The sequence below is a fragment of the Corynebacterium sp. LK2537 genome (assembly GCF_040946485.1).
Taxonomy (GTDB): domain Bacteria; phylum Actinomycetota; class Actinomycetes; order Mycobacteriales; family Mycobacteriaceae; genus Corynebacterium.
Genome location: NZ_JAYWLQ010000008.1, coordinates 14,380 through 40,327 on the forward strand (window position 1 = coordinate 14,380; position 25,948 = coordinate 40,327).

The window sequence follows — 25,948 nt, forward strand, 5'->3', positions numbered from 1 at the left end:
TCGCGGCCGCTGTGAGCCAGCGGCGCCGCGGTGGTAGGCGGCTAGTCCTCGCTGTCGTCGCGCTGGGCCATGCGCCAGCGGATGCCGGCCTCCAGGAAGCCGTCGAGGTCGCCGTCTAGGACCTTCTGCGGGTCGCCGACCTCGAAGCCGGTGCGCAGGTCCTTGACCATCTGGTACGGGTGCAGGACATAAGAGCGCATCTGGTTACCCCAGGAGGCGTTGCCGCCGGCGCCCAGCGCGTCCAGCTCGGCCTGCTCTTCCTGCCGCTTGCGCTCCAGCAGCTTGGCCTGGAGGACCCGCATGGCCGAGGCCTTGTTCTGGATCTGGGATTTTTCATTCTGGCAGGTCACCACGATCCCGGTGGGGATGTGGGTCAGCCGCACGGCGGAGTCGGTGGTGTTGACCGACTGCCCGCCCGGCCCGGAGGAGCGGTAGACGTCCACGCGCACGTCGGCGTCCGGGATATCGATGGAGTCGGTCTGCTCCACCACGGGCAGCACCTCGACCTCCGCGAAGGAGGTCTGCCGGCGGCCCTGGTTATCGAAGGGGCTGATGCGCACCAGGCGGTGCGCGCCCTGTTCGACCGAGAGTGTGCCGTACATGTACTCGCCGTGCACCACGAAAGTGGCGGACTTGATGCCGGCCTCCTCGGCATAGGAGATGTCGTAGACGTCGACCTTGTGGTCGTTGTGCTCCGCCCACCGGATATACATGCGCATGAGCATCTCCGCCCAGTCGGCGGCATCCACTCCGCCGGCGCCGGAGCGGATGTTGATGACCGCCTCGCGCTCGTCGTATTCGCCCGAGAGCATGGTGGTCACCTCGAGCGCCTCGATAGTCGAGCGCAGCGCAGCCAGCTCCTCGTCCGCCAGCGCGGTGTCGCCTTCTTCCTCGGCGAGCTCGTACATCACCGGCATGTCGTCGAGCCGGCCGCGGAGATCGGCGAGCTTGCGGAGCTTCGCCTGGGCGGCGGAGAGCTCCGAGGTGACCTTCTGCGCGTGCGCCGGATCGTCCCAGAGGCTCGGGTCGCCCGCCTGGGCTTCTAGTTCCCGGACCCGCGCGCTCAGCTCCTCCGGGTTCATCACCTTTTCGATGGTGGTTAGCGTCGTGGACAACTCGTCCAAAGCAGCAGTCTTATCCGGGTGCATAGCGCCCCAGTCTACCGCGCAGGGGTGTTCAATTAGCGATCGCCTGCCACAGGCGCGACAATAGGGGCTATGACTCAGACCCCGAGCTTGCCCGAGATGATCGACGCCATCGCCAAGACCTTCATGGTCGCGCACGCGGATGATTCCGACGCGCACCTGGCCCAGGCACTGGTCTACAACGCCGGCCGCCTGGCCTGGCGCATGCGCGATCAGGGCGTCAATATCGAACAGAAGACCTCCGTGTCCGACGTGGTCACGGAAGCCGACCGCGCCGCCGAGCGCTTCGTCGCCACCGTGCTGCAGGCGCTGCGCGGCGAGGACGGCCTAGTCGGCGAGGAAGGCACCTCCCAGGAGTCGACCTCGGGCCGCACCTGGGTCATCGACCCAGTGGACGGGACCTACAACTTCTCCTCCGGCTCCGACTACTGGTGCTCGGCGCTCGCCCTGCGCGACGCCGAAGGCACGGTGCTGGGCGCGGTCCACCGCCCGGCCATGGGCTACACCTGGTTCGGCGGGCGCGACTACCCCACCTCCCTGGACGGCAAGGAGGTCACCCCGCTGGCCGATGCCCCGGCCGAGCAGCTGTCCCTGGCCACCTACCTGCACCCGACCTCCATCCAGGACCCGGATATCCGCGCCGCCTGGCAGAAGGTGGCCTCCGGCTTCGCCACCGTGCGCATGCTGGGCGCGGGCTCGGTGGATCTGTCCAGCGTGGCGGACGGCACCTGGGGCGCGTGGATGCAGCACACCGTCGCCGAATGGGACTGGCTGCCGGGCAAAGCCCTGGTAGAGGCCGCCGGCGGCGCGACGAAGGAGATTTCGGCCGGCGGCGTGGTATGGTGCCTGGCTGGAAATAAACAGGCAGTGAAAGAAATGGAGCAGATGCTGCGTGGGTAAATACAAAGAGGACTTGGGGCTGGCCCTTGAGGTCGCTGGTCACGCGGACGCAGTGACCATGCACCGTTTCGAGTGCTCGGATCTGGCGGTCAAGTCCAAGCCGGACATGACCCCGGTCACCGACGCCGACCTGGCCTGCGAAAAACTCATTCGCTCGAAGCTGGCCCAGGCCCGCCCCAACGACGACGTCTTGGGCGAGGAATTCGGCGGCGAGGCCAAGTTCTCCGGCCGCCAGTGGGTCATCGATCCCATCGACGGGACCAAGAACTTCGTGCGCGGCGTGCCGGTCTGGGCCACGCTCATCGCGCTGCTGGAGGACGGCGAGCCGGTCGTCTCCGTCGTCTCCGCGCCGGCCCTGCGTCGCCGTTGGTACGCCGCGAAGGGCGGCGGCGCCTTCCGCGTTTTCGGCGGCGAGCCGAAGCGCCTCCACGTCAGCGGCGTGGGCGATCTGGCCGATGCCTCCGTGGGCATTTCTTCCCTGTCCGGCTGGCGGGACCGCGGCCTGCGCGAGAACGTCCTCGAGCTGACCGACGTGACCTGGCGCCTGCGCGGCTACGGCGACTTCTGGAACTACTGCCTCGTGGCCGAGGGCGCGGTGGATATTGCCGCCGAGCCGGAGGTTTCCCTGTGGGACCTGGCCGCCCCCTGCCTGCTGGTCACCGAGGCCGGCGGCAAGTTCACCAGCTTCGAGGGCACAGCCGGCCCGAATAACGGCTCCGCGCTGGCCACCAACGGCCACCTGCACAAGAAGGCACTGGGCTACCTGGCGCCCTAAGCGCGAGCCCACCGCCCGGCTTAACGCCTAAAGATACGACGAGGTCCCCGCCTGAAAATCAGGCGGGGACCTCGTTTGTTGTAGTGAGCGGCTAACCGGGATGGCGGTGCGGCCTTAGTCCTCCGGGAGGCTAAAGCCGGCGCCCACGCCACCGCGGCGGTTCAGATCCGCCAGGATGGCATCCATGTTGGTCGCCGCGGTCGGCACGTGCACGGCGCCCTGCAGCGGGGTGCGGCAAGCACCGTTGAAGCCCGGCGGGTTGATGCCGCCGGTGACGGAGCCGACCAGGCGGCCGCGGTTGAACAGCGGCGCGCCGGAGTCGCCCTGCATGGCGCAGACCTGGGTGAACTGGTACTGTGGGATGGTCGTCAGGGTCATACCGCAGGTATCCCCGGTGGCCAGGCCGCGCTTGCAGCTGATGTCGCCCGGCTTGACCTTGCCGCCCAGGCGGTTGGCGGTCACGCCGTTGTAGGAGCGGGAAACTTCCGCGTTAGCGCCGAACTCCACGACGGAGTAATCCAGCTCGGCGTTCTTGTCCACGATGGTGCCCGACGGGCCGACCTGCCAGGAGTCGGCTGAAGCCACGGACTGCCCCACCTCACCGCAGTGGCCGGCGGTCAGGCCGACCTTGCGGCCGGCGTTGTCCGTGCCGGCGGCGGTCAGGGTGCACATCGACTCATCGTTGACGTAGATGGGAGTACCCGGCCCGTAGAGAGACTTGCCCTCGGTCAGGGCGGCGTTGGACTCCTCCGGCACCTGCGGGGCGTCGAAGTAGGAACCCGGTACGCGGTGCAGGATGAAGTCCTTGGTGGGCTTGCCAGCCATCACCTTGGAGAACATATCGTTGCGCCACTGGTAGTTCGGGTCAACGTTCTGGGGCTTGAACTCGGGCTGCGTTGCCTGCCGGACGGTCTCCTCGAGCCCAATCGGGTTCGGGTTGGTGGCCGGCGCGTCAGCGTAGTCGTGCGTTTGGGGTGCGGTCGCCGCAGCTGCTGCCTGGTCCACTGCCTGCGGGGCCTGCGGCAGGTGGTGGTTAACAGCCTCGGTGACGGCATCAGTCACCTGCGGGTCTACCTCCGGGGTGGAAATTCCCCAGTCGGCCAGATCCGAGCGGACCTGGTCCACAGCCGCCGCGGCATCAAAGCCGGGCTGGGGCGCTTCCTGCGCTCCGGCGGCTGGGGCCGCAAAGAAAAACGCACCTGCGAAAGCCGAGCCCACCAGGACTTTCTTTAGGTGCGGAATGCGAAGCATAAACAGCCTTCTTTCACATCGTGGATCATTAGGGCCCCTTAATCTTGGCACGTAAATTAGTTATAAACATCAGCTTTCCCACACTGTTTCCAAGCCGTTATAGTTTCCAATTTGCGACCTCGACTTTCCCCCGATTGCCCCTCCCGGCGCGTTACCTAGCCACCCCTAACGGAGGGTGACCGTGTTTCATCCTCGCCGGACTCCCAGCGGCGCTTTTCCGCTTCCGACTTGCGGTGATTGCGCACCGCCATGACGCCTAGGACCACGGCGATGACCAGCGGCACCCACACCTTGGTGTACTCTAGGAGGAACTCCAGCCAGGCCGGGATGGTCAGATCCGGGAAGGGGATATCCCAGTCCGGCCACGCGGGCACCGGCAGGGTGATGTCCGGAAGGTCCGGCACCGGCAGGGCAATCGCCGGCAGCTGCCAGTCGGGAAGCTCCCAGTCCGGCAGCTGGTCGAGGAGCCAGCCGATGAGCCGGCTGACTAGCGGGCCTAAGACGATGACTGCGATGGCCCAACCGCTCTTGCCCAGCCCGCTCAGCATGGGATAGAGCACCCGCTTGAAGGAGCTTTCCTCCATCTCCTTTGCCCGCTTCTCCCCGCGGCTGCCCGGCGGCGGGGTGAATTCGACAACCTGCTTGCCCTCGCGAAACTCCACCGCCTTGAGCTCGTCAAAGAAATTGGCGGTGATCTTCACGCACGGTTTCCCGTCCATGGCCGCCAGGTTTCCCGCGGGCGCGGAGTCCCAGCCCCGTTTCTTGCTCAGCGGGATCTTGCCGCTTTGCACCCCGCGCAGGCGCCGGCGGACCTCCCCACCCACGGTGACCTGCAGGCGCACCGGCGGGTTCGCCGCGAAGGTCTGCAGCCTCTCCATGGCCCCGGCGTCCACGGGCAGCGGCGTGCCGGCCGCCACCTCCCCGTTCTCCTCGTCCCGCTCGGCGGGCCAGTCCGGGTAGCGCTCGATAAACTCCGCGTCAAAGCCGCATTCGACCGTAATCCGCCCGTGGGTAGGGTGCTCCAGCGTCCAGGTTTCCACCTATTCCTCCCCCTCCCAGGCAGTCGTCGCGCCCTCCTTGTCCCCGATGGCGCCGCCGGCAAAGGCCAGGACGACCATGACCGGAAGGTAGATCCAGGTCCCGGAATTGAAATACATCTTCATCGCGAGGTAGTACGCCACCCCGACCAGTACGGGGAAGGAATAGGTAAACCGGAAAACCCGGGCATCAACTAGCCCGCCGCCCAGGGCCACGGCCAACAAGAAGACCAGGATCCCCCATCCCGGCACAAAAGTGTGGAGGAGCGGCGGGCCGGCCACAATGAGCAGCCCGACGCCTACCAGCACGACCCACCCGGCCACGCCCCGGCGCGACTTGGGCTTTTCCGACTGGGCAACCGCCGGCTGGGTAACCGCCGGCTGGGTAACCGCCTGCCGGACCGACTGCGGTCCCTGCCCGGCGCGGCGAGGATCCCTCGGCGGTGGCACCTGGCTGTCTTCCCCATTATCTTCCGGCCTGTTCATAGCGCACATAGTAACCGATGCCCCACGCGCTGTCCTCCTCCCCGCGGAGGACTTGTACCCCGGCGGCACGCGGGCGGCGCGATTGATGCATAAACCTTTATCTTGTTTGCCATGACAACTAGCGGAACTGTACCGGAAAACCTGCAGGTCCTCTTCGCCGCCCTAGACGCCACGCGCGCCGAGCGTGAGGAGCTCTACACCTGGTTCCACCAGCACCCGGAGCTGTCCATGCAGGAAGAGCACACGGCCGCGCGAGTCAAGGAAGAGCTACGCGCCTACGGCTGCGAGGTCTTAAGCCTCGCCGGCACCGGCCGGGTGGGCATCCTGCGCAACGGCGACGGCCCGACGGTGCTGTTCCGGGCCGACATGGACGCCCTACCCATCGCGGAGGACTCCGGCCTCGAGTACGCGGTCGCCAAGGAGCGCGGGCTCATGCACGCCTGCGGGCACGACTTCCACACCGCCTGCCTGCTGGGGGCTACCCGCGCCTATGCTGCCCACCCCGAGGCCTGGTCGGGCACGCTCATCGCCTTGTTCCAGCCGGGCGAGGAGGCCGGCGGCGGCGCGCAGAAGATGGTCGACGATGGGCTGGCAGACAAGATCCCGCAGCCAGACGTGGCCCTGGCCCAGCACGTCGGGCCGTTCGCTCCCGACTACGCGATGACCACGCGCCCAGGCGCGCTCATGGCGGAGGCCACCAACTGGAAAATCACCGTCTATGGCCGCGGCGGGCACGGCTCCCAGCCGCACCTGAGCACCGACGCGGTAGTACTCGCCGCCAATATCATCACGCGGCTGCAGACGGTCATCGCCCGGGAATTCGGTCCGCAGCAGATGGGGATCCTGACCGTCGGCTCGGTCCACGCCGGCGCCTCGTCGAATTCCATCGCCGAGTCGGCCCAGCTGGGTATCAACACGCGCGCGATGTCGCCTGAAGCCACCGAGCAGATCGTCGTGGCCCTCAAGCGCATTGTCCGTGCCCTACTGTTACTGGTGCTGGGGCGGTTTCCCGGCCACGGAGGCAGCCCCCGCCAACCACTCCCCGGCGTTCAACCCGGCGCTACAGCCGACCCTGGATACCGGCACCCGTTACGCCATCGCCGGCATCGGCATCTGGCTCGCCCAGGCGCGGGACTAGCCCGGCGCTTCCTGGCGCCTAGCGCAGGCGACGGGCGCCAGCGCCGGGCTCGGCGAGCAGGAAGGACGGCTCCGGGAAGCCGGCATCGGCAGCCGCCGCAGCGATGGCGTGGGCGGTCGCGTCCACCTCGTCGCGCGGGATGAGCGCGATGACCGCGCCGCCGAAGCCGCCGCCGGTCATGCGCGCGCCCACCTCGCCGGCCGCGCTAAAGGCCTGGTCGAGCTCCTGGGTGGTGACCTCGTATTTGTCGCGCAGGCTCACGTGGGAATCGCGCATGAGCACTCGGAAGGTGTCGAAGTCGCCGTCCTGCAGGGCGCGGGCGGCCTCCAGGGTGCGCTGCGTTTCCTCGACCACGTGCGCCACGCGGCGGGCCACGAGATCCGGGTCGAGGGCCTGATCCCCAGCCGCGTTGTCAGCGGCCCAGGAGCGGGCGGCGGCGACGGCATCGCCCGTGGCGGCCTGGATGTCACGAATCGTTCCGTTATCACCGGGGGCGAGGGCGTGCTGCACGTCGTCGATCAGCCCGCGGCGAGAGGCGTACTGCCCGTCGCTTAGGGTGTGCGGGGCGTTCGTGTCCGCGATGAGCAGCACTAGGTCACGCGCCTGGATGTCGAAGGGCACGCGCTCCACCGCGCCGGTGGCAAAATCCAGGACCAGGGCCTTGCCGCGGGCGCACAGCAGGCTCGCGTTCTGATCCAGCCCGCCGGTGGAAGCACCCACCACCTCGTTTTCGGCGCGGATGCAGGCCTGCGCCAGCTCCTTGCGCGCCGCGTCGTCGGGCTGGCGGCCAGCGGCCAGCTCATAAGCCGCCACGGCCACGGAGCACTCCAGCGCCGCGGAGCTGGACAGGCCCGAACCCACCGGTACGTCGGAGACGACCGCGATGTCCAGGCCCGCGCACTCAGCAATCGCGCCGGATTCCAGCCCCGCCCAGACGGTGCCGGCGATGTAGCCGGCCCAGCTGGCCGGGTTGCCGGGGCCTACCTGCGCCAGCGGGATTTCACACCGCGTCGGTTCGGCCTGGCCCGGCTGCACGGAGACCAGGCGCAGCTGCCCGTCGGTCCGCGGGGCCACCGCCACGGCGGTGTTGTGCTCCAGCGCGAACGGGATGGAGGCCCCGCCGGCGTAGTCGATGTGCTCGCCGATGAGGTTGACCCGGCCCGGCGCGGCCCACACCCCGGCCGGCGGGGCGGAAAACTCCTTAGCAAAGAGGTCCTCGGCGGCATCGGCCAGCGCGGCGTCGCTGCGGCGCGGCAGCCAGTCGAGCTTAGTCACGCGGCCAGACCTCCTGGAAGCGGGCGGCGATGGCTTCCGGCGTGGTGTCATTGATCCACACGCCCTGCGCGGATTCGGAGCCCGCCAGGAACTTCATGCGGTTCGGCGAGCGCATGAGCGAAAAAAGCTGCAGGTGCATCCGCACCGTGCCGCAGGTGGCCGGGTCCACCGGCGCCAGGTTCCAGCCGGCGATGTACGGGGTCCGCTCGACTCCCTCGAAGAACTCATCCACCGCGGTATACAGCTTCTTGAGCAACGCGGCCAGGTCGTCGCGCTGGGCGTCGTTGAGATCCCGGAAGTCCCGGGCCGGGGTGTTGGGCATGACCATCGCCTCGACCGGCCACTTGGCCGCGGCCGGAACGAAGGCGGTGAAGTGCTCGGTCTCAGCGATAATCCGGGTGCCGGCGGCGCGCTCGCGCTCTAGCACGTCGGCGAAGAGATCCCCGCCGGTTTCCTGGCGGTACTCCCGCGCGCGGTTGACCATCGCCTTCAGCCGGGGCGAGAGGAACGGGTAGGAATAGATCTGCCCGTGCGGGTGCTGGAGCGTCACGCCGATTTCCTCCCCGCGGTTTTCAAACGGGAAGACCTGCTGGACGCCCTCGATGGCGGCCAGGGCCTCCGTCCGGTGGGCCCAGGCCTCGATGACGGTACGGATGCGGCCAACCGGCAGGTCCTTGAAGGAGGTGTGCGCGTCCTCGGTAAAGCAGACCACCTCGCAGCGCGCGTGGGCCGGCCGGCGCGGGACCAGGCCCATCGAGTCCACGTCGTACTCAAAATCCGGGCCGGCCTCCGCGGTCAGGGAGAAAGACGGGAAGCGGTTTTCAAAGACCACGACGTCGTAGGTCGGCGACGGGACCTCCGTGGGCAAGCCGCCCGGGCGCGACGGCGCCAGCGGGTTCTCGTTGGCCGGCGGCATGAACGTACGGCTCATGCGGTGGGCGGCGAAGGCGACCCAGTCCCCGGTCAGCGGGTCCCGGCGCATCTCCGAGGTCGGCTGCACCTGCGGCAAGTCGCGCGGGTCGGTCAACACGCGCTCGCCCTCGGCGTGCGGGCGGTCATCGAAATAGAAGATGTCCCGGCCGTCTGCGAGCTGGGCTTGCGTGACTGAAACATGTGCTTTCGACATGCGTCGTTCTCCTGACGTTTCCTAAATAAATGCTGCCGCCGGCGGGAGGCTCTCCCCGCCGGGGATCAGTATCTAGTGCTTCGGGTTAGGTTCTGCGTCCGCTGCGGCTTGCGCCGCGGACGCGTCGCTTACCACGATAGGCCGCAGCTTAGCCCAAGCGGCAAAGACCACGGCGGTGCCCAGCAGGGCCAGCCCGGTCCACAGGTTATCCGTGGCCGCCTTGAGCGCCCCGGTTTCCGGATCGATGCCCGGGTCGAGGAAGAAGTAGCAGCCGATGAGCACCACGCCGTAGATTCCCAGCAGTGCCGCGATCACGTTGCGCAGGTCGAAGGCGCCGGTCGGCGAGGTGGAGTCAGGTTTCTGGCTCACGGGTGAAGAAGACATGATGAGTTACTCCCCTTCCCTTTCTAGGCGAAGATGACGTTGAGGACGATGACGAGGACCAGGCAGATAATCCCCAGCGGCACGGTGCGCTGGTACCACGGCAGGGAGGCCTCCGTGTAGTCCTCGAAGTGGCCCTTGGGCGTGACGGAGCTGACGAAGCCCACCAGCTCGTGGTCCGGCTTCGGGGTGGTAAACAGGGTGACCACCACGGAGACAATGATATCGGTGGCAAAGGCGATACCGGCGGCGACGAAGGCGGTGCCCTGGCCCGGCAGGTTGAACAGCGTGGAGGTCGCGTCGGTGAAGTTGGCGGTGTACCAGTAACCGATGGCGGCCAGCGTGCCGGCGGTCAGGCCGGACCAGCCGGCGTGCGGGGTCATCCGCTTCCAGAACATGCCCAGGATGAACGTGGCAAACAGCGGCGCGTTGAAGAAGCCGAAGAGCGTTTGCAGGTAGTCCATGATGTTGCCGAAGTTGCGGGCCAGCAGCGCGGTGAACATCGCGATGACGGTCGCGCCCACGGTCGCCCAGCGGCCGAACCGCAGGTAGTAATCGTCCGAGCGGTCCTTGACCACGTAGGTCTGCCAGATGTCGTAGGAGATGACGGTGTTGAACGCGGAGATATTCGCGGCCATACCCGCCATGAAGGAGGCCAGCAGGCCGGCGATGGCCACGCCCAGCAGGCCGTTGGGCAGCAGGTCACGCATGAGCAGCAGGATGGCGTCGTTCGGCTCGGCGGTGCCCTCCACCAGGTCGGCGACCAGCACGGAGGCGACCATGCCGGGGATGACCACCAGGAAGGGGATGAACATCTTCGGGAAGGCGCCGATAATCGGCGTCTTGCGGGCGGCGGAGATGGAATCCGAGGCCATGGCGCGCTGGACCTCGACGAAGTTGGTGGTCCAGTAGCCAAACGAGAGCACGAAGCCCAGGCCCAGCACGATGCCGACCACGGACCAGAACGGCGAGTCGAAGCCGGAGATGTCCGTGCCCGGCCAGGTGTGGAAGTGGGATTCCTGCGCCACGGCGTCCTTGAGGCCTTCCCAGCCGCCCACGCGGTTCAGGCCGATAATCGTCAGCGGCGCCAGGGTGGCGACGATGACAAAGAACTGGAGGACCTCGTTGTAGATCGCGGCGGACAGCCCGCCCAGGGAGATATACGACAGCACGATGATGCCGGCGATCACCAGGGCCACCCACTGCGGCCAGCCCAGCAGGGCCTCCACGATGGTGGCCAGCAGGAAGAGGTTCACGCCGGCGATGAGCAGCTGCGCGAGCGCAAAGGAGATGGCGTTGACCAGGTGCGCGCCGCTGCCGAAGCGCTTGCGCATGAACTCCGGCACGGAGCGGACCTTGGAGCCGTAGTAGAACGGCATCATGACGATGCCCAGGAAGACCATCGCCGGGACCGCGCCTATCCAGAAGTAGTGCATGGTCTGGAAGCCGTATTCCACACCGTTGGCGGACATGCCGATGATCTCCACCGCGCCCAGGTTCGCGGAGACGAACGCCAGGCCGGTCACCCACGCGGGCAGGCCGCGCCCGGAGAGGAAGAAGTCGATGGAGGAGGACACGCGGGCCTTGGCGGCCCAGCCGATGCCCAGCACGAACGCGAAGTAGACGGCCACCAAGAGGTAGTCGACCCACGAGGCGTCGAGCCGTAGTGCTTGCTGCACACTATCCATAGTGTTGCCTTTCTATTTGTTAAAAAGCGCTGATACGCAGGGCGAAGCTCGCCGGGGCACCCGGTCGCAGCGTGGTGATATCGCACCCGCTGGCCAGCGCGTTCGGCGGCGCGCTCATGGGTTCTACCGCCAGGGCCCGGCGCGGCGGCCCGCTGGGGCCGCCCTCCGATCGGTAATCCGGGAAGTCCGGCGCCGTATAGACCTGGGCCCAGCGCATGCCGGAGCGATCGCCCGGCCCAGGGTCCAACTGCACGCCGTGGCCGTCGGGGCGGGTCAGGCGCGCTACCGGGTGCGCGCCGCGGAAGCAGTGGTCGAGCCACACCTTTCCGGACTCATCCCGGCACTCCCCTGGCGCGCCCGCGGCGGCCAGCGGCACGCCGCTAGCGATGCCGGGGAGCACCTCGTCTGCCGGACGCAACTGCCCGCAGGGCAAATTGCGGCTACCCAGCGGGAGGTTGTCTTCGACGGCCAGCTGGAGGCGGCAGTCATCAATAGCGTCACCGCCGGCCGAAAGGTAGGTGTGCGCCCCCAGGGCGAAGGGCGCGGGGCAACCGTCGGTCTCCGCCCGGTATTCGGCGTCAAGGCCGTCCGTGCCCAGCCGGTAGGTCGCGGTCAGCCGAATCTGCCACGGCCAGCCGGGCTGCGGACCGATGTCCGTGCGCAGCCGCAACGCCGCGCCCGAGTCCCCGTCCGCGACCGACTCGCATTCCCAGAGGCGATCGTGCACGAAGCCGTGGATGGCGTTGTTGCGCTCCGGCTCGGTAATGGGCAGCTGGTACTGCTGGCCCGCCCAGCCAAACCGGCCATCTTCGGTGCGGTTCGGCCAGGGTGCTAGCACCACCCCGCACGCGGCGGGCGCGTCTGCGCCGTCCGGGTAGGTTTCCACCAGGTCGCGGCCGCAGTAGGTCAGCGCCTTGATGCCGCCGCCTACTCCGGCGATCTCCGCGCGGTAGTCACCGGCGACGAGCGCGTATACCGGGTGATTGCCAGTAGCCGAGTCCGACATGTACCTCACCTTGGCCTTTAAGGCCTAGCCTTCAGGGAGCACGCGCCTATGTGCACGTGCTGCGCGAATTTTTTATACGCGCCACCTACTTACGCTATAACTGGGCGGAATATCCACGCAAACGATTGCAATGTGATTTGGGGTTTCCCTACCCCCAGCGGACTACCCTGCCCGCCCCGGGTTTAGCGCACCAGCGCGGTCGCCATCGCTTGCAGGGCGGCTAGCGCCTCCTCCTGGACGCCGGGGTCATCTGCCTGCTCGGCTGCGCGCAGGATAGCCGCGTTCAGCAGGGAGAACTCCAGCTCGGATACGCCCGGGCACAGCTGGTCCACGACGGCGTTGAAGCCGGCGTGGGAGGCTTGGACCTTCTCGTCCACAACGTATCCACATAGAGCTTTCAATCCTTACTCTACAGATGCAGAAATCCAGCATTCATCGACCGGCAATGTCGTCAAAATTGGGGATCGATGACCTGAACCAATCTGGAGCTTCTATCCGTCCGTCAGTGGGATAAAAGGTATTCATACCACGTATTTCGGTTGCGTCAAGCCTGGGAGATTTCTTGGTTGCTCAATGGGCTCTACACAACTGCGGATTATTTTGTCTAAAACAGAACAAATCTGCTTTCCCGCGGTGCTCCTTGAGATCAATTAAGTCCCCCCAGCCGGAGCTGGAGGGACTAAGAAGTTGGTAGCGGGGGCAGGATTCGAACCTACGACCTCTGGGTTATGAGCCCAGCGAGCTACCGAGCTGCTCCACCCCGCGTCGAGATGACTTCTAACATCTGCGCTTGCCACAGTGGGTTTTTATTGTGTCCCCTCTGTGTCGGCGACTCCTGTAACTATACAGACAGTAATGCGCCCACCCAAATCCCCAGCGCACCCGGCATATCGTCCGGGGTGCGGGGACCGGGTGAGCGCGGTCGCGTCGAACCTAGTTACTGGTTCTCGGCGTCCTGGTAGCGCTTGACGGCCTCGTCCAGCTTGTCGAGGGCGCGGCCGTACTCTTCGTGGGAGCCGCCGCGGGCGTCCTCGATACCCTTGAGGGCGTCGTTGATGCCGGAGATGGCATCGCCAGCAGCGCTATCCGCCGGGGCGCTGGCCGGGTCGGAGGTGGAAGCCTCCTGGCCCTTGTCGTCGCCGGAGCTATCCGCGTCCGGCTTGTCGCCCGAGCCGCCGCGGCCGTCGACTTCCTCGATGTCCTGGGCGGCCTCCGGGTCGATGCCGACCTGTTCCAGGGCCTCACTAATCGTCGGGGCGTAGCCCACGCGGCCCTTGTAGGAAATCAGCACGCGCAGCAGCTTCGGGAACGCGGATTCCTGGTCGGCGCGCTTGGAGTAGATCGGCTCCAGGTAGAGGATCTCTCCCCCGCCGACCGGCAGGGCCAGCAGGTTGCCGTTCTCCAGCTCGTTGGTGCCCTCCCACAGGGAACGGTCGCGGGCGACCTGGTCAGAGGACATCATCGCGTCCTGGGCCTGCTTCGGACCCTGGGTCTGCGTGTCCGTCGGCAGCACGCGCACGGTGATCTTGCCGTAGTTCTGCGGGTCGGAGGTCGCCGTCATGTGCGCCGAGAGGAACTGGCGGCGCAGACCACGGTAGGTGGTGGTCAATTGGAAGCTGGCTTCCTCCGACTGCGGATCGCGGGCCATCACGTAGTACGGCGGCTGATCCTTGGCCTGGGCGCCCTCGGCCGCGGACGGGTCTTCCGGCACGGACCAGAAGGCGTCGTTGTTGAAGAACACGCCCGGGTCATCGACGTGGTAGCGGGCCAGCATGTCGCGCTGGACCTTGAACATGTCCTCCGGGTAGCGGAAGTGCTCGCGCAGCTCGTCGGAGATCTCCGATTCCGGCTTCACGACGTCCGGGAAAACACCCTCCCAGGCCTTCAGGACTGGGTCCTCGGTGTCGAACTCGTAGAGGTCCACGGTGCCGTCGTAGGCATCCACCACGGCCTTGACCGAGTTACGGATGTAACCCACCTGGTCGTTGATGAGGCGCTGGGTGGTCCCGTCCGGGTTCAGCGCGTCCTGGGTGGTCTCCGACAGGGTGGTGCGCTGCGAGTACGGCAGGGCCTCCAGCGTGGTGTAGCCGTCGACAATCCACTTGATCTTGCCGTCGATAACGGCCGGGTAGGTCGAGGAGTCCGTGGTCAGCCACGGCGCGACCTTTTCCACGCGCTCGCGCGGGTCACGGTCGTAGAGGATCTTCGACTCGGAGCCCACGCGGTCGGACAGCAGGAAGTTCAGCTCGCGGTACTTCGCCGCGTAGATGGTGCGGTCGACGATGTTGCCAATGTCGACGCCGCCCTGGCCGTCGTAGGTAAAGGTGCTGGAGTCCGTGTCGTACTCGACCGGGCGATCGCCGGTCTGGCCGACGATGGCGTAGTCTAGGCCGTCGTCCGCGGAAGCGATGACCGGGCCGTAGTAGACGCGCGGCTGCTGGACGTTAATACCCAGCTCTTCCTCGGCGTCGCGGACCTCGCCCTCGCGGTCCTCCTCAGCCTCCTGAGTATCCAGCTCGGAGACCGTGAAGACCGGGAAACCACCGCGGGAGGAGCCGGCGTCGCGGGCGACCTCATCGACCTTGTTAGCCTCGGCCGCGATGAAGCCGTTGCCGTGGGTGTAGACCGTGTGGCGGTTCAGCCAGTCCTGCTGGTTTTCCTGCAGGGCGTTCGGGTCCAGCTCACGGGCGGCGACCACGAAGTCGCGCAGCTGCCCGTCGACCTCGTAGCGGTCCATGGCCAGGGTCTCCGGGAAGCCGTAGAAGTTCTTCAGCTGCTGCATCTGGGTGAAGGTCTCACTCAGGATGTCCGGATCCAGCAGACGCAGGTTGTTGATGGTCTCCTCGTCCTTGGCGACCTTGGCGTCCGGGACTTCCTCGGCGCCCCAGTTTTCAACGTAGTCAACGTCATCATCCGTAATCCCGTAGGCAAAGCGCGTGGACGCGATGTTGCGCTCGATGGATTCGGCTTCCTTCATCTGCCGGTTCGGCTGGACGGAGAACTGCTCCATCAGCAGCGGCCAGCCGTTGCCAATGACCAGGGAGGACACCAGCATCAGCACCACGACCAGGCCGGGGATGCGCAGGTCCTTGATCACCACGGCCGCGAAGAAGGCGATGGCGACGAAGACGCCGATGACCATGAGGATGATCTTCGCCGGCAGGTAGGCGTTGATATCGGTGTAGGAGGCACCGGTAAACAGCTCGTTGGTATTGGTCAGCAGGTCGTAGCGGTCCAGCCAGTAGCCGGCGACCTGCAGCAGCATCCAGATGCCGGCGGTCACGGCCAGCTGGACGCGGGCCGGCTTGGAGACCTGGCCCTTCACGCCTGCGGCCTGGTTGCCGAAGCGGATGCCGCCCAGCACGTAGTGGCCGATGAGGGCGATCAGGAAGGCCACCACGGCGAGCACGCTCAGCGAGCTGACCACCAGGCGGACCACCGGCAGGGTGAAGGCGTAGAAGCCCAGGTCGTGGTGGAACTGGGGATCCTGCACGCCGAAGTCGTTGCCGTTGAAGAACAACAGCACGATCCGCCAGGAGCCCTGGAGGATAAAGCCCGCGGCCAGACCGATCAGGATGGGCAGGAACTTCAGGACCGTGTTCATGGTCTTTTCGATCGACTGCCGGTACTGGTAGACCGGGGAATTCAGGTCCCCCATGTCCGCGTCCAGGCTGTCGGGCCTGCCCCGCCAGACGAAGTGGGCTGCCAGGGCCACCACCAGGCCGGAGAAGATCGCCGCGACGAGGAAGAGGACGACGCGGGCGACGACGGCCGTGGTGAAGACGCCGCGGTAGTCAATCGCGCCGAACCACTTCCAGTCCGTGTAGAGCCCGACGAAAATCGGGCCCACGATGACCAGGATCGCAATGATGCCCACGATCCAGCCCAGCACGCGCGGCGGGCGCTTCATAGGGGCAGCGGGTTGGGATAGGTTTGAAACCAACGCCAGCTCCAATCAATTATCGTGCGAATATAGAAAGTTATAGGCTTCCAGTTTAAGCAAGCACTAAAGTGACAACGAATAAGGATGTTCATGAGTTCCCCCAGCAATTCCCAGCCAGCTCTTAACAAAGCCATGCGGGAGGCCGTCGAGTTTGTCCACGCCGAAGGGTGGGACGCCGCCCCTACCCTTTTTGCCCTCGTGCCCACGGATTTAGTGGCCGCGCAGCTCGACGATTTGGGCGCTCACGACGACGCCCCGCTGACGCTCATCGTGCAAGATAACCTTCCCGAAAACTTGGAGCCAGGTTCCGAGGAACTGGCCGACTACGTCTCCCGGCTGGCGTGGCCGCACGACGTGGCAGGCGTGGTCCTGGCCCAGGAGATCAAGTTCCGCGACGCCGCCGCGGGGGAAGGCGCCCCGGCCCGCCCGGCGCGGCTGTATTCCGGCGTACTGCGCGAGGAGGGCGTGGAGCTGACCCTGCTGCAGCTGCGCCCCACCGAGGAAGAGCTGGAAGCCGCCGGCCCCTTCGCCCAAGACGACATCCAGCTGCGCGGCGGCCCCGACGTGGCGCCGGGGGTGCTCGCGGCCCTGCGCTATGGCTTGGAGCAGGACCCGGATGAGGTAGTTTAAGCTGTAAGCAACGGGGCTGTGCTTTACCCGGCCCCGCTTGGTCCCCTATCGCGATGTTCTTTGAGGAGATTGATCCCGTGCGTCTTGCCAACCGTTTCCGCCGGGTGAGCCTGGCCGCCGCTACCGGACTGTGCGCGCTGAGCCTGGCCGCCTGTGGCCAATCCGAAGAGGAGCCCCAACCGGATCCCGCCCCGGCCGCCAGCGAAACGGACAAGGCCCCGGAGACCGAAACCTCCGAGGCCCAGGAGTCCACCGAGTCTCAGGCTCCGGCCACCAGCTCCGCGGAATCCGCCTCGGAGTCCGCGGCCGACGAGTCTGAGCCGGCCGATAGTTCGGCCGCCAAGTCCTCGCAGGCCACCGGCGACGAAAAGCTCGAGGAGTCCGTCGCGCACGTCTACGAGATCTTCTCCAGCCTGGCGCCGCGCTCCCTGTTCGCCCAGTTCGACAGCTGCGACGATGTGGGCATGCGCGACTCCTACAACTGCACCGGCGCCGAGATCGGCTCCATCCAGTTCTACAAGTCCTCCTCCCAGGCCGCCCAGGCCACCCAGGTGCTGACCGGCCTGCGCAACGGGCACGTGGTCAAGGACGAGGGCGATATCCTGGTCGGCTGGTCCACCCTGGGCACCGACACCATCCTGTCCGTCGTGGACAACGACAAGGGCCTGGTCATGAAGCAGCTGGCCCCCTCCGACGTGGAAGAGCCCGAGGAGCTCCTCGCGGAGATGGGCGTCCTCTAAACCGCCCCCGCCGCGGCAGCACCCGCGGCCTTTGCCCTGCCTGCCCGGCGCTACTGCGCCGGGCAGGTTTTTACGTCGCGGCCGGCGTCGAAGTCGTCCATGGCCGCGATGGCATCATCTAGCGTGTCGACGCTGGCGATGACCATGTCGCCGTGGTCGCGGCTGGTGGCCTCCGCGCAGTTGCCCGACGGCGCCAGGAAAAGCTCGGCGCCGGCCTCTTCGGCGGCATCCACCTTGTGCACGATCCCGCCGATGGGCCCGACCTTCGCGTCCGGGCCGATGGTGCCCGTGCCGGCCACGAAGTGCCCGCCGGTCAGATCCCCGGGCGAGAGCTTATCGATGACGGCGAGGCTGAACATCATGCCGGCCGACGGGCCGCCGATGTCCTGCAGGTTGTAGTTGACCTTGATGTCCTCGGCTGGCTGGGTGGTCATCAGGATGCCCAGCAGGGGCACGTCCTCGTCGTGGGGCGAGGCAGCCAGCGTTACCTTTTCCTCGCGTTCCTTGCCGTCGCGCTCGACGGTCAGGGTGACCTCGTCGCCCGGCGCGTGGGACTGGATGCGCTTTTGCAGCTCCTGCGGCTCGCCGACCGCTTCCCCGTCCAGCGCCTTGATCACGTCCTCGCGCTCCAGGGCGCCCTGGGCCACAGAGTCCTCGGTGAGATCCGCGACGACGATTTCCACCGGCTTGTCCAGATAGTCCATGGCCGCGATGGTGGCGGCGGACTCGGAGTCGGTAAACGCCTGCTTGTTGGCCTCTTCCATCTGCTCCGGCGACATGTTCTTCGGGATGACCGTCTCGATGGGCACGATGGTGTCGTCGCTGGTCAGCCAGCGGCCCAGCATTTGCATCAGGCTCATCTGCGTGCGCACCGAGACGGTGGTCATGTTCAGGTGACCGGCCGGATCATCGGTGTTCGGGGCGTCGACCTCGACGACGGGCTTGCCGTCGACCTCGTCCAGCGTGTTCACGGTCGGCCCGGGGCCCTCGGCAGCATAAGGCACCGCGAGGTTGATATCGGTTCCGGGGATTTCGGTGACACTGACCGCGGCGCCGAGCAGGACCACTGGGATTGCGCCCCACACGAGCGTGCGCCGGCGGCGCGAGGATGAAGAGGTCATGGCCACACAGCCTACCGTGTTCGCTATCAGCGTTTAAGTTGGCATGGTGGCAGCCTTAGCGCGGACGGTAGATTGGGGACTATGACTAACGGATTCGGCTTTTCTTTCCCCAATAATGATGACGACGACGATAACAGCGATCGCCGCGACCAGAACCCGTTTGGCGCCTTCGGATTTAGCGGAGCCGGGGGCGGCGGATTAGGCGATATGCTCAACCAGTTCGGGCAGATGCTGTCCGGCATGGGCTCGTCTATGAACTCGCCGGAAAACTCCGGCCCGGTTAATTACGCCATGGCTGAGCGCATCGCCCGCCAGCAGATTTCCAGCGACAAGCCCGTCGGTGACAAGGACACCCAGGCCGTCGAGCAGTCCCTGCGCCTGGCCGAGCTGTGGCTGGATGATTCCACGGACCTGCCGACTGCGAGCTCCACCGTGGCGGCGTGGAATTCCACCGAGTGGTTAGAAAACACCCTGCCGATGTGGAAGCGCATGGTCACTCCCGTGGCCGAGCACATGAACGAGGCGCAATTAGAGTCCATGCCGGAGCAGGCCCGGGAGATGATGGGCCCGCTGTCGCAGATGATGAACCAGATGTCGGGCATGAACTTCGGCATGCAGCTCGGCCGCGCGCTGGGCGACCTGGCCCAGCAGGCGCTGACCGGCTCCGATCTCGGCCTGCCCGTCGCCCCGTCCGGGGTGACCGCCATGCTGCCGCACAACATCCAGCACATCGCCCGCGACCTGGACATCCCGGCCCAGGAGGTCATGGTCTATATCGCCGCGCGGGAGGCCGCCCGCCAGCGCCTGTTTACCCACGTGCCGTGGCTGGTCGAGCGCCTGGTCTCCTCCGTGGAGGAATACGCCCTGGGCCTGGTCATTGACACCTCCCACATCGAGGAGGCCACCCGCGAGCTCAACCTGGAGTCCGGCGATCCGCAGGCCATCCAGGACGCGATGAGCAAGCTGCAGGGCATGGATCTCTCCCCGCGCATTTCCTCGCGCAACGCCGCGGCCGTCTCCCGCTTGGAGACCCTGCTGGCCCTGGTCGAGGGCTGGGTCGAGCACGTCGTCACCGAGGCCATGCAGGACCGCATCCCGTCGACCTCGGCGATGAACGAGGCCTGGGCCCGCCGGCGCACCTCCGGCGGCTCCGCCGAGAAGGCGTTTTCCCGCGTGGTCGGCATCGAGCTGGCCGCCCCGAAGGTCCGGGAGGCCGCCGAGCTGTGGCGCCGCTCCACCGTGGCCGTGGGCGTGACCAAGCGCGACGGCGCCTGGGAGCACCCCGACCTGCTGCCCACCGCCGAGCAGCTGGACAACCCGGCCTCCTTCATCGACGCCCTGCTGGACGACGCGCCGAGCGACGACTTCGACGCCGAGTTCGCCAAGCTGGAAGAGATGCTGCGCAACGAGGACACCAAGGGCGAAGACGACGCCGACAAGACCGACGCCGACAAATCCGCCGACGGGGACTCCGCCGAGGACGACACCACGGGCGGTGGCAACGACGCCAGCAACGATGGTGACGACAGCAAGGGCGAGGACGACTCCCCGAAGGACAACTAAGCCGGTGTAGGCCGCTAGGCCTGCCCCGCGGTGGCTCCTAGCTTTCGTTTATTTCGCTAGCCCCGCCGCCGAAGCGCTGATAGGCCTCCAAATAGCCTTGCGCGCGCTCGGCGTGTGGGGCTTTGTTGGCCCACATCCAGAACGCTTCCCCGTGGTTGGGGATGAAGGTGTGCACCAGCTCGTGGATGATGACCGAGTCCAGCACGTATTCGGGCACCCGCTGCAGCCGGTGGGAGATCCGAATGGCGCCCGTGGTCAGGGTGCAGCTGCCCCAGCGGGTGTTCTGGTTGGTCACCCAGCGGATAGAACCCACCTGGGCCTGGCCGTACAGGTAGGTCTGGTTGAGGTACTCGGCGCGCTCGGCCAGCTTTTCGTCGCTGGCGTGCGGGGAGGCTTCCTTCTTGGCCAGCTGCCGGCGCATATCGGCCACGGCCTTGTCCTCCTGGGCCTGCGACATCCAGGCCGGGATCCGGACTTGGAGGACGCCGTCCACCACGCGGGCCTCGACGGTGCGCTTGCGCCGGGCCGAGCGGATAACCCGCACCGGCATGGTGGCGGCTGACTCCCCCGGCTGCTGTGGTCTCGACATGACAGCCCATCCTAGCTGTGTTCCAATGGGGACACGCGCTCAAAGGCCCATGCCGCCACGGGCGCTACGCAAAGGGGTGAATAGACGCCGTCGCGGCGAGGGGGACAAACCACAGGTGGATAACGAAGACACGACTAACGCCATGCCCGATGAGGGCGCGGCCTTTTTCGCCGAGCCGGAGGACCCAGACCCGCCGGCCGGTGCGGGCGAGAGCTTCCGCTTCGCGCCCGGGGTGGGGTTTTATGCGCGGGATGCGGGCACGCTGCAGTTCGGGCTGGATGCCACCCGCGCCGGCCTGATTGGCACCGGCCAGCCCATGCGCCTGGCGCGGGCGCTGGCTCACCTCCCGGATCCCTTCACGCGCGCCGACTGGGAGGACCTGGCCGGCCTGCCGCCGAGTGCCTCCCGCAGCCTGCTGGACGACCTGCTCAAATACGGCATCGTGCGCGCCCAGGGGCTCGGCCCGGCGGTGGTGGTGCTCGGCCGCACGCGGCTGGCGGGGCTGGTCACGGAGACGCTGCGCGCGCACGGGTGCCGGGTGCGCAACCCCTTCGACCGGGAGACGATGAGCTCCTACCTGGCGCACACCGCCCCGCACACCCCCATCGTGCTCGTCGACGAGCTGGCCGAGGCCCTCTACTGGGCACCCCTGCTGGCCCGGTACCGCGCCAAGGCCTTTACCTGGCTGCCGGTCAGCGCCATCGACTCGCGCGGGATCATCGGGCCGCTGCACTACCGCGGCGAAGGACCTTGCCCGCTGTGCTTCGACCTGGTGCGCAGCGACATGGACCCATCCTGGCCCACCGTCATCGCCCAGTACGGGCAGCACACGAAGGTCCACGACTTCGCGGTCTACCACGCGATTACCGCCCACACGCTGGTGGCAGTCGGTGCGGTCACCGGCACCCCTACCCCGCCGGGGGTTCCCGCCGCCCGGGCCATGCCCGGTTCACTTATCGACGTGGACGTCTACGGGCAGACCACGCACCGCATCCTCGAGCCGCACCCGCACTGCCCCGCCTGCTTCTAGGGTGTGGTGTTTAGCTCGCGAGCATTGCTTTGCTCGCGAGCGTGCTACTTAGCCGGCCACGTGGCTAGAGACCAGGCTCAAGATTTCCGCGCCGAATTTTTCCATCTTGCTCGGCCCCACGCCGGACACGCTGAGCAGGGCGGCCTCGTCGGTGGGTAGTTGCTCCGCGATGGCCAGCAGCGTGGCGTCGGAGAAAATCACGTACGCCGGCACCTGGGCCTCGGCCGCGACGTCCTTGCGCCAGGCCCGCAGGCGGGCAAAGAGCTCCTCGTCGACGTCGGAGGCGCAGAACTCGTGGCGGCCCAGCGACTTCTCCGCCGGGGTGGCCAGCGGCCGCCCGCACACGCGGCAGGACGAGCGGCGCCGCGAACGCCGCGACGGCGCGTCAGCGACCTGGTTCTGGACGATCCCATCCAAAAAGCGGGTGCGCTCCCGGCTGGCGCGAGCGCCGGTGGTCTTCGCACGCGCCCAGGAACACAGCAGGTGCTCGCGGGCGCGGGTGATCCCGACGTAGAACACGCGGCGTTCTTCCTCGATGTCCTCGGCATTGCCGGACTTGATGGCGTGGTTGAGCGGCAACAGTTTTTCGCTCAAGCCCACCAGGAAGACCGCGTCCCACTCCAGGCCCTTGGCGGCGTGGAAGGTGGCCAGGGTAACGCCCTCCATGACCGGGTTCTGCTTGTTGCGGGCGCGCTCCTGCAGCTGGGCGACCACCCCGGGCAGGTCGATGCCCGGCCGGTTGTCCACCAGCTGCCGGATGAGATCCACCAGGGCGCTTAGGGACTGCCAGCGCTCGCGAGCCTGGGCGCCATCCGGCTCGCGCTCGGAAAGCCCCAGCGGCGCGAAGGCCGCCCGGGCCACCGCCACTGGGTCGGCCGGCAGGTCGTCGCGGCGGGTCGCGCGCACCAGCTCGCGCACGCCCTCGCGGATCTCAGCGCGGTTGAAAAAGCCCTCCCCGCCGCGGACCTGGTAGACCACCCCGGCATCCGCCAGCGCCTGCTCGAAGGGCTCCGACTGGGAGTTGATGCGGTAGAGCACCGCGATCTCCTTGGCGGGCACGCCGTCGTTGAGCAGGCTCAAGATCTTGCCGGCGACCTCCTGGGCCTCGGTCTCCTCGGACTCGTAGTCCTGGAACTGCGGCTCCGGGCCGGGCTCGCGCATGCCCTGTAGCTCCAGGCGGGTGCCGGCGGCCCGCCCGCTGGCCTGGCCGATGACCCGGTTGGCCAGGTCGGTAACCTGCGGCGTCGAGCGGTAGTCGCGCTGCAGCTTGACCACCGTAGCGTTCGGGTACTTGCGCGAGAAGTTCAGCAGGTTGTCCGGGCTCGCGCCGGTAAAGGAGTAAATGGTCTGGTTGGCGTCGCCGACCACCGTGAGATCGTCGCGCTCGCCCAGCCAGGCGTCCAGCACGCGCTGCTGCAGCGGGGTGACGTCCTGGTACTCGTCCACCACGAAGCTGCGGTACTGCGAGCGGAACTCCTCCGCCACCGCCGGGACGTTTTCCAGCGCCCCGGCCACGTGCAGCAGCAGGTCCTCGAAGTCCAGCAGGACGCCGTCCGGGCGGGTCTTTAAGTCCTCGTAGGCCTGGTAGACCGCCGCGACCTTGTCCGGGCTCACCGGGGCCTTGCGGCCCAGCTTGGCGATGTGTTCGGCGTACGTGCCCGGGGTGAGAAGGCAGGACTTGGCCCACTTGATCTCTTCTTTGAGATCCCCCACAGTCTCCTTGGTGTTTTCCACGCCCACCCGGTTGACGGCGCGGCCAACCAGGGAGAACTGCTTGTCCACCATGGCCCAGGGCAGGTCCCCGGCCACCTGCGGCCAGAAGTATTTCAGCTGCCGGCGGGCCGCGGAGTGGAAAGTACGCGCCTGCACGCCGCCGATACCCATGGACTCAAGCCGGTCGCGCATCTCCCCGGCGGCCTTGGTGGTAAAGGACACCGCCAGCACGCGATGCGGGCTGACGAAGCCCTGTTCCACCAGGTGCGCGATGCGGTAGGTGATGGTGCGGGTCTTGCCGGTGCCGGCGCCGGCGAGGATGCACACCGGCCCGCGCGGGGCCGTGGCCGCGACCCGCTGGTCCTCGTCCAGCTGGCTGAGGTCGAGACTGAACTTAGCGTCTGGTGCCACGGGCGTACCACTCCATCATCATCGTGTGTGCAATAGAACCTGGCGCGGCCAGCGGCAACGACAGCAACTGGTCCCGCCCGACCCAGCGGATTTCGGCCAGCTCCCCGTCGGTCGCAGCCGCCGGGTCCGGGTCCGGGTGCGCGGCGGTGGCACTAAAGCCCACCATCAGTGAGCCGCTGGCCGGCCACGGCTGGGATCCCCAATAGGTTATCTTATGCACCCGACGGCCGGTCTCCTCCCACACCTCCCTTTCGAAGGCGTGTTCTAGGCTCTCGCCGACGTCGACGTAGCCCGCGATGAGCGAGAAATACCCCGGCCGCATCCGGTTGCGGGCGACCAGGATTTCCTCCTTCTCTGGGTGGTGGACCATCCCGATGACCGCCGGATCCAGGCGCGGGTAGACCGTCTGCGTGTCCTGACCCGGCGCGCGCCCGGCGATGCCGCCGGCGCCGAATTCCAGCTCCTGCCCGCTGCGCGGGTGGAAGCGGAACTCGCGGCGGTAGCGCAGCAGACCAATCGCGCGCAGCGACCACGCAACCAGTTGGCGGGTCTCGGCGCTGGTGTGGGGGTCGCGGGCCAGGGCGGCCAGCTCGCGCGGGCCCAGCCAGCCCGCCGCCCCGGGGATGGTCTCCACCCCGGCCGACGGCGCGGGCTGCGCGTAGACCAGCGGGCTATAGGAGACCGTGACGTAAACCTCCGCGGCCGCCGGCAGGGCATCGATGACCACCGGCAGCCCGTCGCCGCTGGCGGGGACCTGCCCGCGCGCGGAGACGTAGATAAGCACTAGTCGTTGTCCTCCGTGACCTCGGCGGGCTCCTCCGTGTCGTGCTTGATGTAGAGCAGCCGGTCGCCGGGCCGCAGGGCATTCGCGTCGGCGGTGTCTACGCGGTGGATCTCGTTGTCGCGCAGCACGGCCAGAACGATGTCCATGATGTGGCGCGGGTTGGAGCCGACCTCGTATTCGCGCACGGGGCGCTCGGCCACGGAAAAGCCCTCGTTCGGGGAGAGCAGGTCCTCCATCATGGACACGACCGTCGGGGTGACGGTGGCCAGCCCCAGCAGGCGGCCGGCGGTCTCGGCGGAGGTGACCACGGAATCCGCGCCGGACTGGCGCAGCAGGTGGCGGTTTTCGGACTCGCGCACCGAGGCCACGATCTTGGCGTGCGGGGACAGCTCGCGCACCGACAGGGTGCACAGCACGGCGGTATCATCCGTGGACGGGGTGACCACCACGGACTTGGCGTGTTCCACGCCCGCGATTTTCAGCACGTCCTGGCGGGTGCCGTTGCCGTAGATGGTGACCAGCCCGTGGTGCTCCGCGTGGGAGAGTGCCGCGCGGTTGGTGTCGATGACCACGATGTGGGAGGCCGGGACATCGTCAGCCAGCAGGGCCGCGACGGCCCCGGCACCCTTGGTGCCATAGCCGATGACGACGGTGTGGTTATGCAACTTTTTCCTCCAACGCTGGATTTCGTAGGTCTTTCGAGTCTTTTCAGTCAGCACCGACAAGGTCGCGCCGACCAACAAGACCAGGAAGATCAGGCGGGCCGGGGTAATAAGAACGAGGTTTAAGAAGCGGGACTCCGGGCTGACCGGCACGATATCGCCGTAACCCACGGTGGTTAGCGACACGGCCGAATAATACGCCGCATCCAGAAGCGACATGTTCTCCTCGCTGTAACCGTCCCGGTCGAAGTAGACCACCAGGGTCACAAAGACCACGATCACCAGCGCGAGGACAATACGCCGCATCAGCTGTTTCCACGGGTTGGTCTCATCCTTGCGGGGCACGCGGATGATGTCGATGAGGCCGTGCGCTGGCAGCGCGGACAGCTCGTGTCCGGGGTGGAACCGCTGGGTAATACGCCGCTTGAAGCGGCGCGCGGGAGTCGGCATGAGCTCGACGGCCTCCTTCGTGTGTCAAACCAGGGGCGCGGGCCGGGCAGGAACCTGCCCACGCAATGCAATACCCTAGTGCGATTGCCGCAATATTACCGAAC

General features: G+C 67.1%; 22 protein-coding genes, 1 tRNA gene and 1 pseudogene. 7 read left to right on the forward strand and 17 right to left on the reverse strand.

Annotation, left to right across the window (positions count from 1 at the left end):
- Positions 1-41: 41 nt before the first annotated feature.
- Positions 42-1,148, reverse strand: coding sequence for a peptide chain release factor 2 (gene prfB / locus VVS03_RS10070; protein ID WP_368520217.1), 1,107 nt, complete (start codon positions 1,146-1,148; stop codon positions 42-44).
- Between the two features lie 69 nt (positions 1,149-1,217).
- On the opposite strand from prfB, the gene VVS03_RS10075 reads away from it, so the two are divergent.
- Together VVS03_RS10075 and hisN are read left to right on the forward strand one after the other, a co-directional pair.
- Entirely contained in the window at positions 1,218-2,045 is an 828-nt protein-coding gene (locus tag VVS03_RS10075) for an inositol monophosphatase (RefSeq protein WP_368520216.1), read from the forward strand.
- Positions 2,038-2,820, forward strand: a complete 783-nt coding sequence (hisN, locus tag VVS03_RS10080) for a histidinol-phosphatase (protein WP_368520215.1) — start codon at positions 2,038-2,040, stop codon at positions 2,818-2,820. The genes VVS03_RS10075 and hisN overlap by 8 nt, the downstream gene beginning before the upstream one ends.
- Before the next feature lie 114 nt (positions 2,821-2,934).
- Here hisN and VVS03_RS10085 read toward each other — a convergent pair whose 3' ends face one another.
- From VVS03_RS10085 to VVS03_RS10095, 3 genes are all read right to left on the reverse strand, one after another.
- Positions 2,935-4,071, reverse strand: a complete 1,137-nt coding sequence (locus VVS03_RS10085; RefSeq protein ID WP_368521499.1) for a S1 family peptidase — start codon at positions 4,069-4,071, stop codon at positions 2,935-2,937.
- A 155-nt stretch (positions 4,072-4,226) separates the two neighbouring features.
- Positions 4,227-5,111, reverse strand: a complete 885-nt coding sequence (locus VVS03_RS10090; RefSeq protein ID WP_368520213.1) for a hypothetical protein — start codon at positions 5,109-5,111, stop codon at positions 4,227-4,229.
- A complete protein-coding gene (locus VVS03_RS10095; protein WP_368521498.1) occupies positions 5,112-5,594 on the reverse strand; it encodes a hypothetical protein in 483 nt (160 codons plus the stop codon). It abuts the gene before it with no gap.
- Positions 5,595-5,705: 111 nt separating this feature from the next.
- Between VVS03_RS10095 and VVS03_RS10100 the strand changes: the two are divergent.
- Positions 5,706-6,732, forward strand: a pseudogene (locus VVS03_RS10100) (amidohydrolase).
- A gap of 18 nt (positions 6,733-6,750) precedes the next feature.
- On the opposite strand, the gene galK reads toward VVS03_RS10100, so the two are convergent.
- The 8 genes from galK to VVS03_RS10140 all read right to left on the reverse strand — a co-directional run bounded on the left by galK (position 6,751) and on the right by VVS03_RS10140 (position 16,118).
- The gene (gene galK, locus VVS03_RS10105; RefSeq protein WP_409338186.1) at positions 6,751-8,007 is read right to left on the reverse strand and encodes a galactokinase; all 1,257 of its coding nucleotides are present in this window, start codon (positions 8,005-8,007) and stop codon (positions 6,751-6,753) included.
- Positions 8,000-9,133, reverse strand: a complete 1,134-nt coding sequence (gene galT / locus VVS03_RS10110; RefSeq protein ID WP_368520211.1) for a galactose-1-phosphate uridylyltransferase — start codon at positions 9,131-9,133, stop codon at positions 8,000-8,002. Before galT ends, galK begins: the two co-directional genes overlap by 8 nt.
- A gap of 72 nt (positions 9,134-9,205) precedes the next feature.
- Complete coding sequence (locus tag VVS03_RS10115; protein ID WP_368520210.1) at positions 9,206-9,517, reverse strand: hypothetical protein; 312 nt, start codon at positions 9,515-9,517, stop codon at positions 9,206-9,208.
- Positions 9,518-9,540: 23 nt separating this feature from the next.
- Positions 9,541-11,193: a sodium:solute symporter family protein gene (locus VVS03_RS10120; RefSeq protein ID WP_368520244.1), complete on the reverse strand. Its 1,653-nt coding sequence runs from the start codon at positions 11,191-11,193 to the stop codon at positions 9,541-9,543.
- 28 nt (positions 11,194-11,221) lie between these two features.
- A complete protein-coding gene (locus VVS03_RS10125; RefSeq protein WP_368521497.1) occupies positions 11,222-12,208 on the reverse strand; it encodes an aldose 1-epimerase family protein in 987 nt (328 codons plus the stop codon).
- 182 nt (positions 12,209-12,390) lie between these two features.
- The gene (locus VVS03_RS10130; protein WP_368534486.1) at positions 12,391-12,585 is read right to left on the reverse strand and encodes a hypothetical protein; all 195 of its coding nucleotides are present in this window, start codon (positions 12,583-12,585) and stop codon (positions 12,391-12,393) included.
- A 311-nt stretch (positions 12,586-12,896) separates the two neighbouring features.
- A tRNA-Met gene (locus tag VVS03_RS10135) sits at positions 12,897-12,973 on the reverse strand.
- A gap of 172 nt (positions 12,974-13,145) precedes the next feature.
- Positions 13,146-16,118, reverse strand: a complete 2,973-nt coding sequence (locus VVS03_RS10140) for a UPF0182 family protein (RefSeq protein ID WP_368521495.1) — start codon at positions 16,116-16,118, stop codon at positions 13,146-13,148.
- Positions 16,119-16,241: 123 nt separating this feature from the next.
- Between VVS03_RS10140 and VVS03_RS10145 the strand changes: the two genes are divergently transcribed.
- Positions 16,242-16,781, forward strand: a complete 540-nt coding sequence (locus VVS03_RS10145) for a PPA1309 family protein (protein ID WP_368521494.1) — start codon at positions 16,242-16,244, stop codon at positions 16,779-16,781.
- A 77-nt stretch (positions 16,782-16,858) separates the two neighbouring features.
- Entirely contained in the window at positions 16,859-17,521 is a 663-nt protein-coding gene (locus tag VVS03_RS10150) for a beta-N-acetylglucosaminidase (RefSeq protein WP_368521493.1), read from the forward strand.
- Between the two features lie 50 nt (positions 17,522-17,571).
- Here VVS03_RS10150 and VVS03_RS10155 read toward each other — a convergent pair whose 3' ends face one another.
- Positions 17,572-18,642 (reverse strand): PDZ domain-containing protein, encoded by a 1,071-nt coding sequence (locus tag VVS03_RS10155; protein WP_368521492.1) that lies wholly within the window; start codon positions 18,640-18,642, stop codon positions 17,572-17,574.
- A gap of 81 nt (positions 18,643-18,723) precedes the next feature.
- Here VVS03_RS10155 and VVS03_RS10160 point away from each other — a divergent pair, with 81 nt between their 5' ends.
- Complete coding sequence (locus tag VVS03_RS10160; RefSeq protein ID WP_368521491.1) at positions 18,724-20,205, forward strand: zinc-dependent metalloprotease; 1,482 nt, start codon at positions 18,724-18,726, stop codon at positions 20,203-20,205.
- A gap of 37 nt (positions 20,206-20,242) precedes the next feature.
- On the opposite strand, the gene VVS03_RS10165 is transcribed toward VVS03_RS10160, so the two are convergent.
- Positions 20,243-20,794 (reverse strand): M48 family metallopeptidase, encoded by a 552-nt coding sequence (locus tag VVS03_RS10165; protein WP_368521490.1) that lies wholly within the window; start codon positions 20,792-20,794, stop codon positions 20,243-20,245.
- Positions 20,795-20,909: 115 nt separating this feature from the next.
- Between VVS03_RS10165 and VVS03_RS10170 the strand changes: the two genes are divergently transcribed.
- Positions 20,910-21,824, forward strand: a complete 915-nt coding sequence (locus VVS03_RS10170) for a hypothetical protein (protein WP_368521489.1) — start codon at positions 20,910-20,912, stop codon at positions 21,822-21,824.
- Between the two features lie 48 nt (positions 21,825-21,872).
- Here VVS03_RS10170 and VVS03_RS10175 read toward each other — a convergent pair whose 3' ends face one another.
- Genes VVS03_RS10175 through VVS03_RS10185 form a run of 3 tightly spaced genes read right to left on the reverse strand, consistent with a single transcriptional unit; the run spans position 21,873 to position 25,844 of the window.
- Positions 21,873-23,948: an ATP-dependent helicase gene (locus VVS03_RS10175; RefSeq protein ID WP_368521488.1), complete on the reverse strand. Its 2,076-nt coding sequence runs from the start codon at positions 23,946-23,948 to the stop codon at positions 21,873-21,875.
- The gene (locus tag VVS03_RS10180; protein ID WP_368521487.1) at positions 23,932-24,732 is read right to left on the reverse strand and encodes an NAD(+) diphosphatase; all 801 of its coding nucleotides are present in this window, start codon (positions 24,730-24,732) and stop codon (positions 23,932-23,934) included. Before VVS03_RS10180 ends, VVS03_RS10175 begins: the two co-directional genes overlap by 17 nt.
- On the reverse strand, positions 24,732-25,844 hold the full coding sequence (locus tag VVS03_RS10185) for a TrkA family potassium uptake protein (protein WP_368520196.1): 1,113 nt from the start codon (positions 25,842-25,844) through the stop codon (positions 24,732-24,734). The genes VVS03_RS10180 and VVS03_RS10185 overlap by 1 nt, the downstream gene beginning before the upstream one ends.
- Between the last annotated feature and the right edge of the window lie 104 nt (positions 25,845-25,948).

Coding starts and splice junctions, on each gene's coding strand:
- prfB (WP_368520217.1), bottom strand. CDS start 1,148: ATGCACCCGGATAAGACTGCTGCTTTGGACGAGTTGTCCACGACGCTA.
- VVS03_RS10075 (WP_368520216.1), top strand. CDS start 1,218: ATGACTCAGACCCCGAGCTTGCCCGAGATGATCGACGCCATCGCCAAG.
- VVS03_RS10085 (WP_368521499.1), bottom strand. CDS start 4,071: ATGCTTCGCATTCCGCACCTAAAGAAAGTCCTGGTGGGCTCGGCTTTC.
- VVS03_RS10095 (WP_368521498.1), bottom strand. CDS start 5,594: ATGAACAGGCCGGAAGATAATGGGGAAGACAGCCAGGTGCCACCGCCG.
- galT (WP_368520211.1), bottom strand. CDS start 9,133: ATGTCGAAAGCACATGTTTCAGTCACGCAAGCCCAGCTCGCAGACGGC.
- VVS03_RS10115 (WP_368520210.1), bottom strand. CDS start 9,517: ATGTCTTCTTCACCCGTGAGCCAGAAACCTGACTCCACCTCGCCGACC.
- VVS03_RS10125 (WP_368521497.1), bottom strand. CDS start 12,208: ATGTCGGACTCGGCTACTGGCAATCACCCGGTATACGCGCTCGTCGCC.
- VVS03_RS10140 (WP_368521495.1), bottom strand. CDS start 16,118: ATGAAGCGCCCGCCGCGCGTGCTGGGCTGGATCGTGGGCATCATTGCG.
- VVS03_RS10145 (WP_368521494.1), top strand. CDS start 16,242: ATGAGTTCCCCCAGCAATTCCCAGCCAGCTCTTAACAAAGCCATGCGG.
- VVS03_RS10155 (WP_368521492.1), bottom strand. CDS start 18,642: ATGACCTCTTCATCCTCGCGCCGCCGGCGCACGCTCGTGTGGGGCGCA.
- VVS03_RS10160 (WP_368521491.1), top strand. CDS start 18,724: ATGACTAACGGATTCGGCTTTTCTTTCCCCAATAATGATGACGACGAC.
- VVS03_RS10165 (WP_368521490.1), bottom strand. CDS start 20,794: ATGTCGAGACCACAGCAGCCGGGGGAGTCAGCCGCCACCATGCCGGTG.
- VVS03_RS10185 (WP_368520196.1), bottom strand. CDS start 25,844: ATGCCGACTCCCGCGCGCCGCTTCAAGCGGCGTATTACCCAGCGGTTC.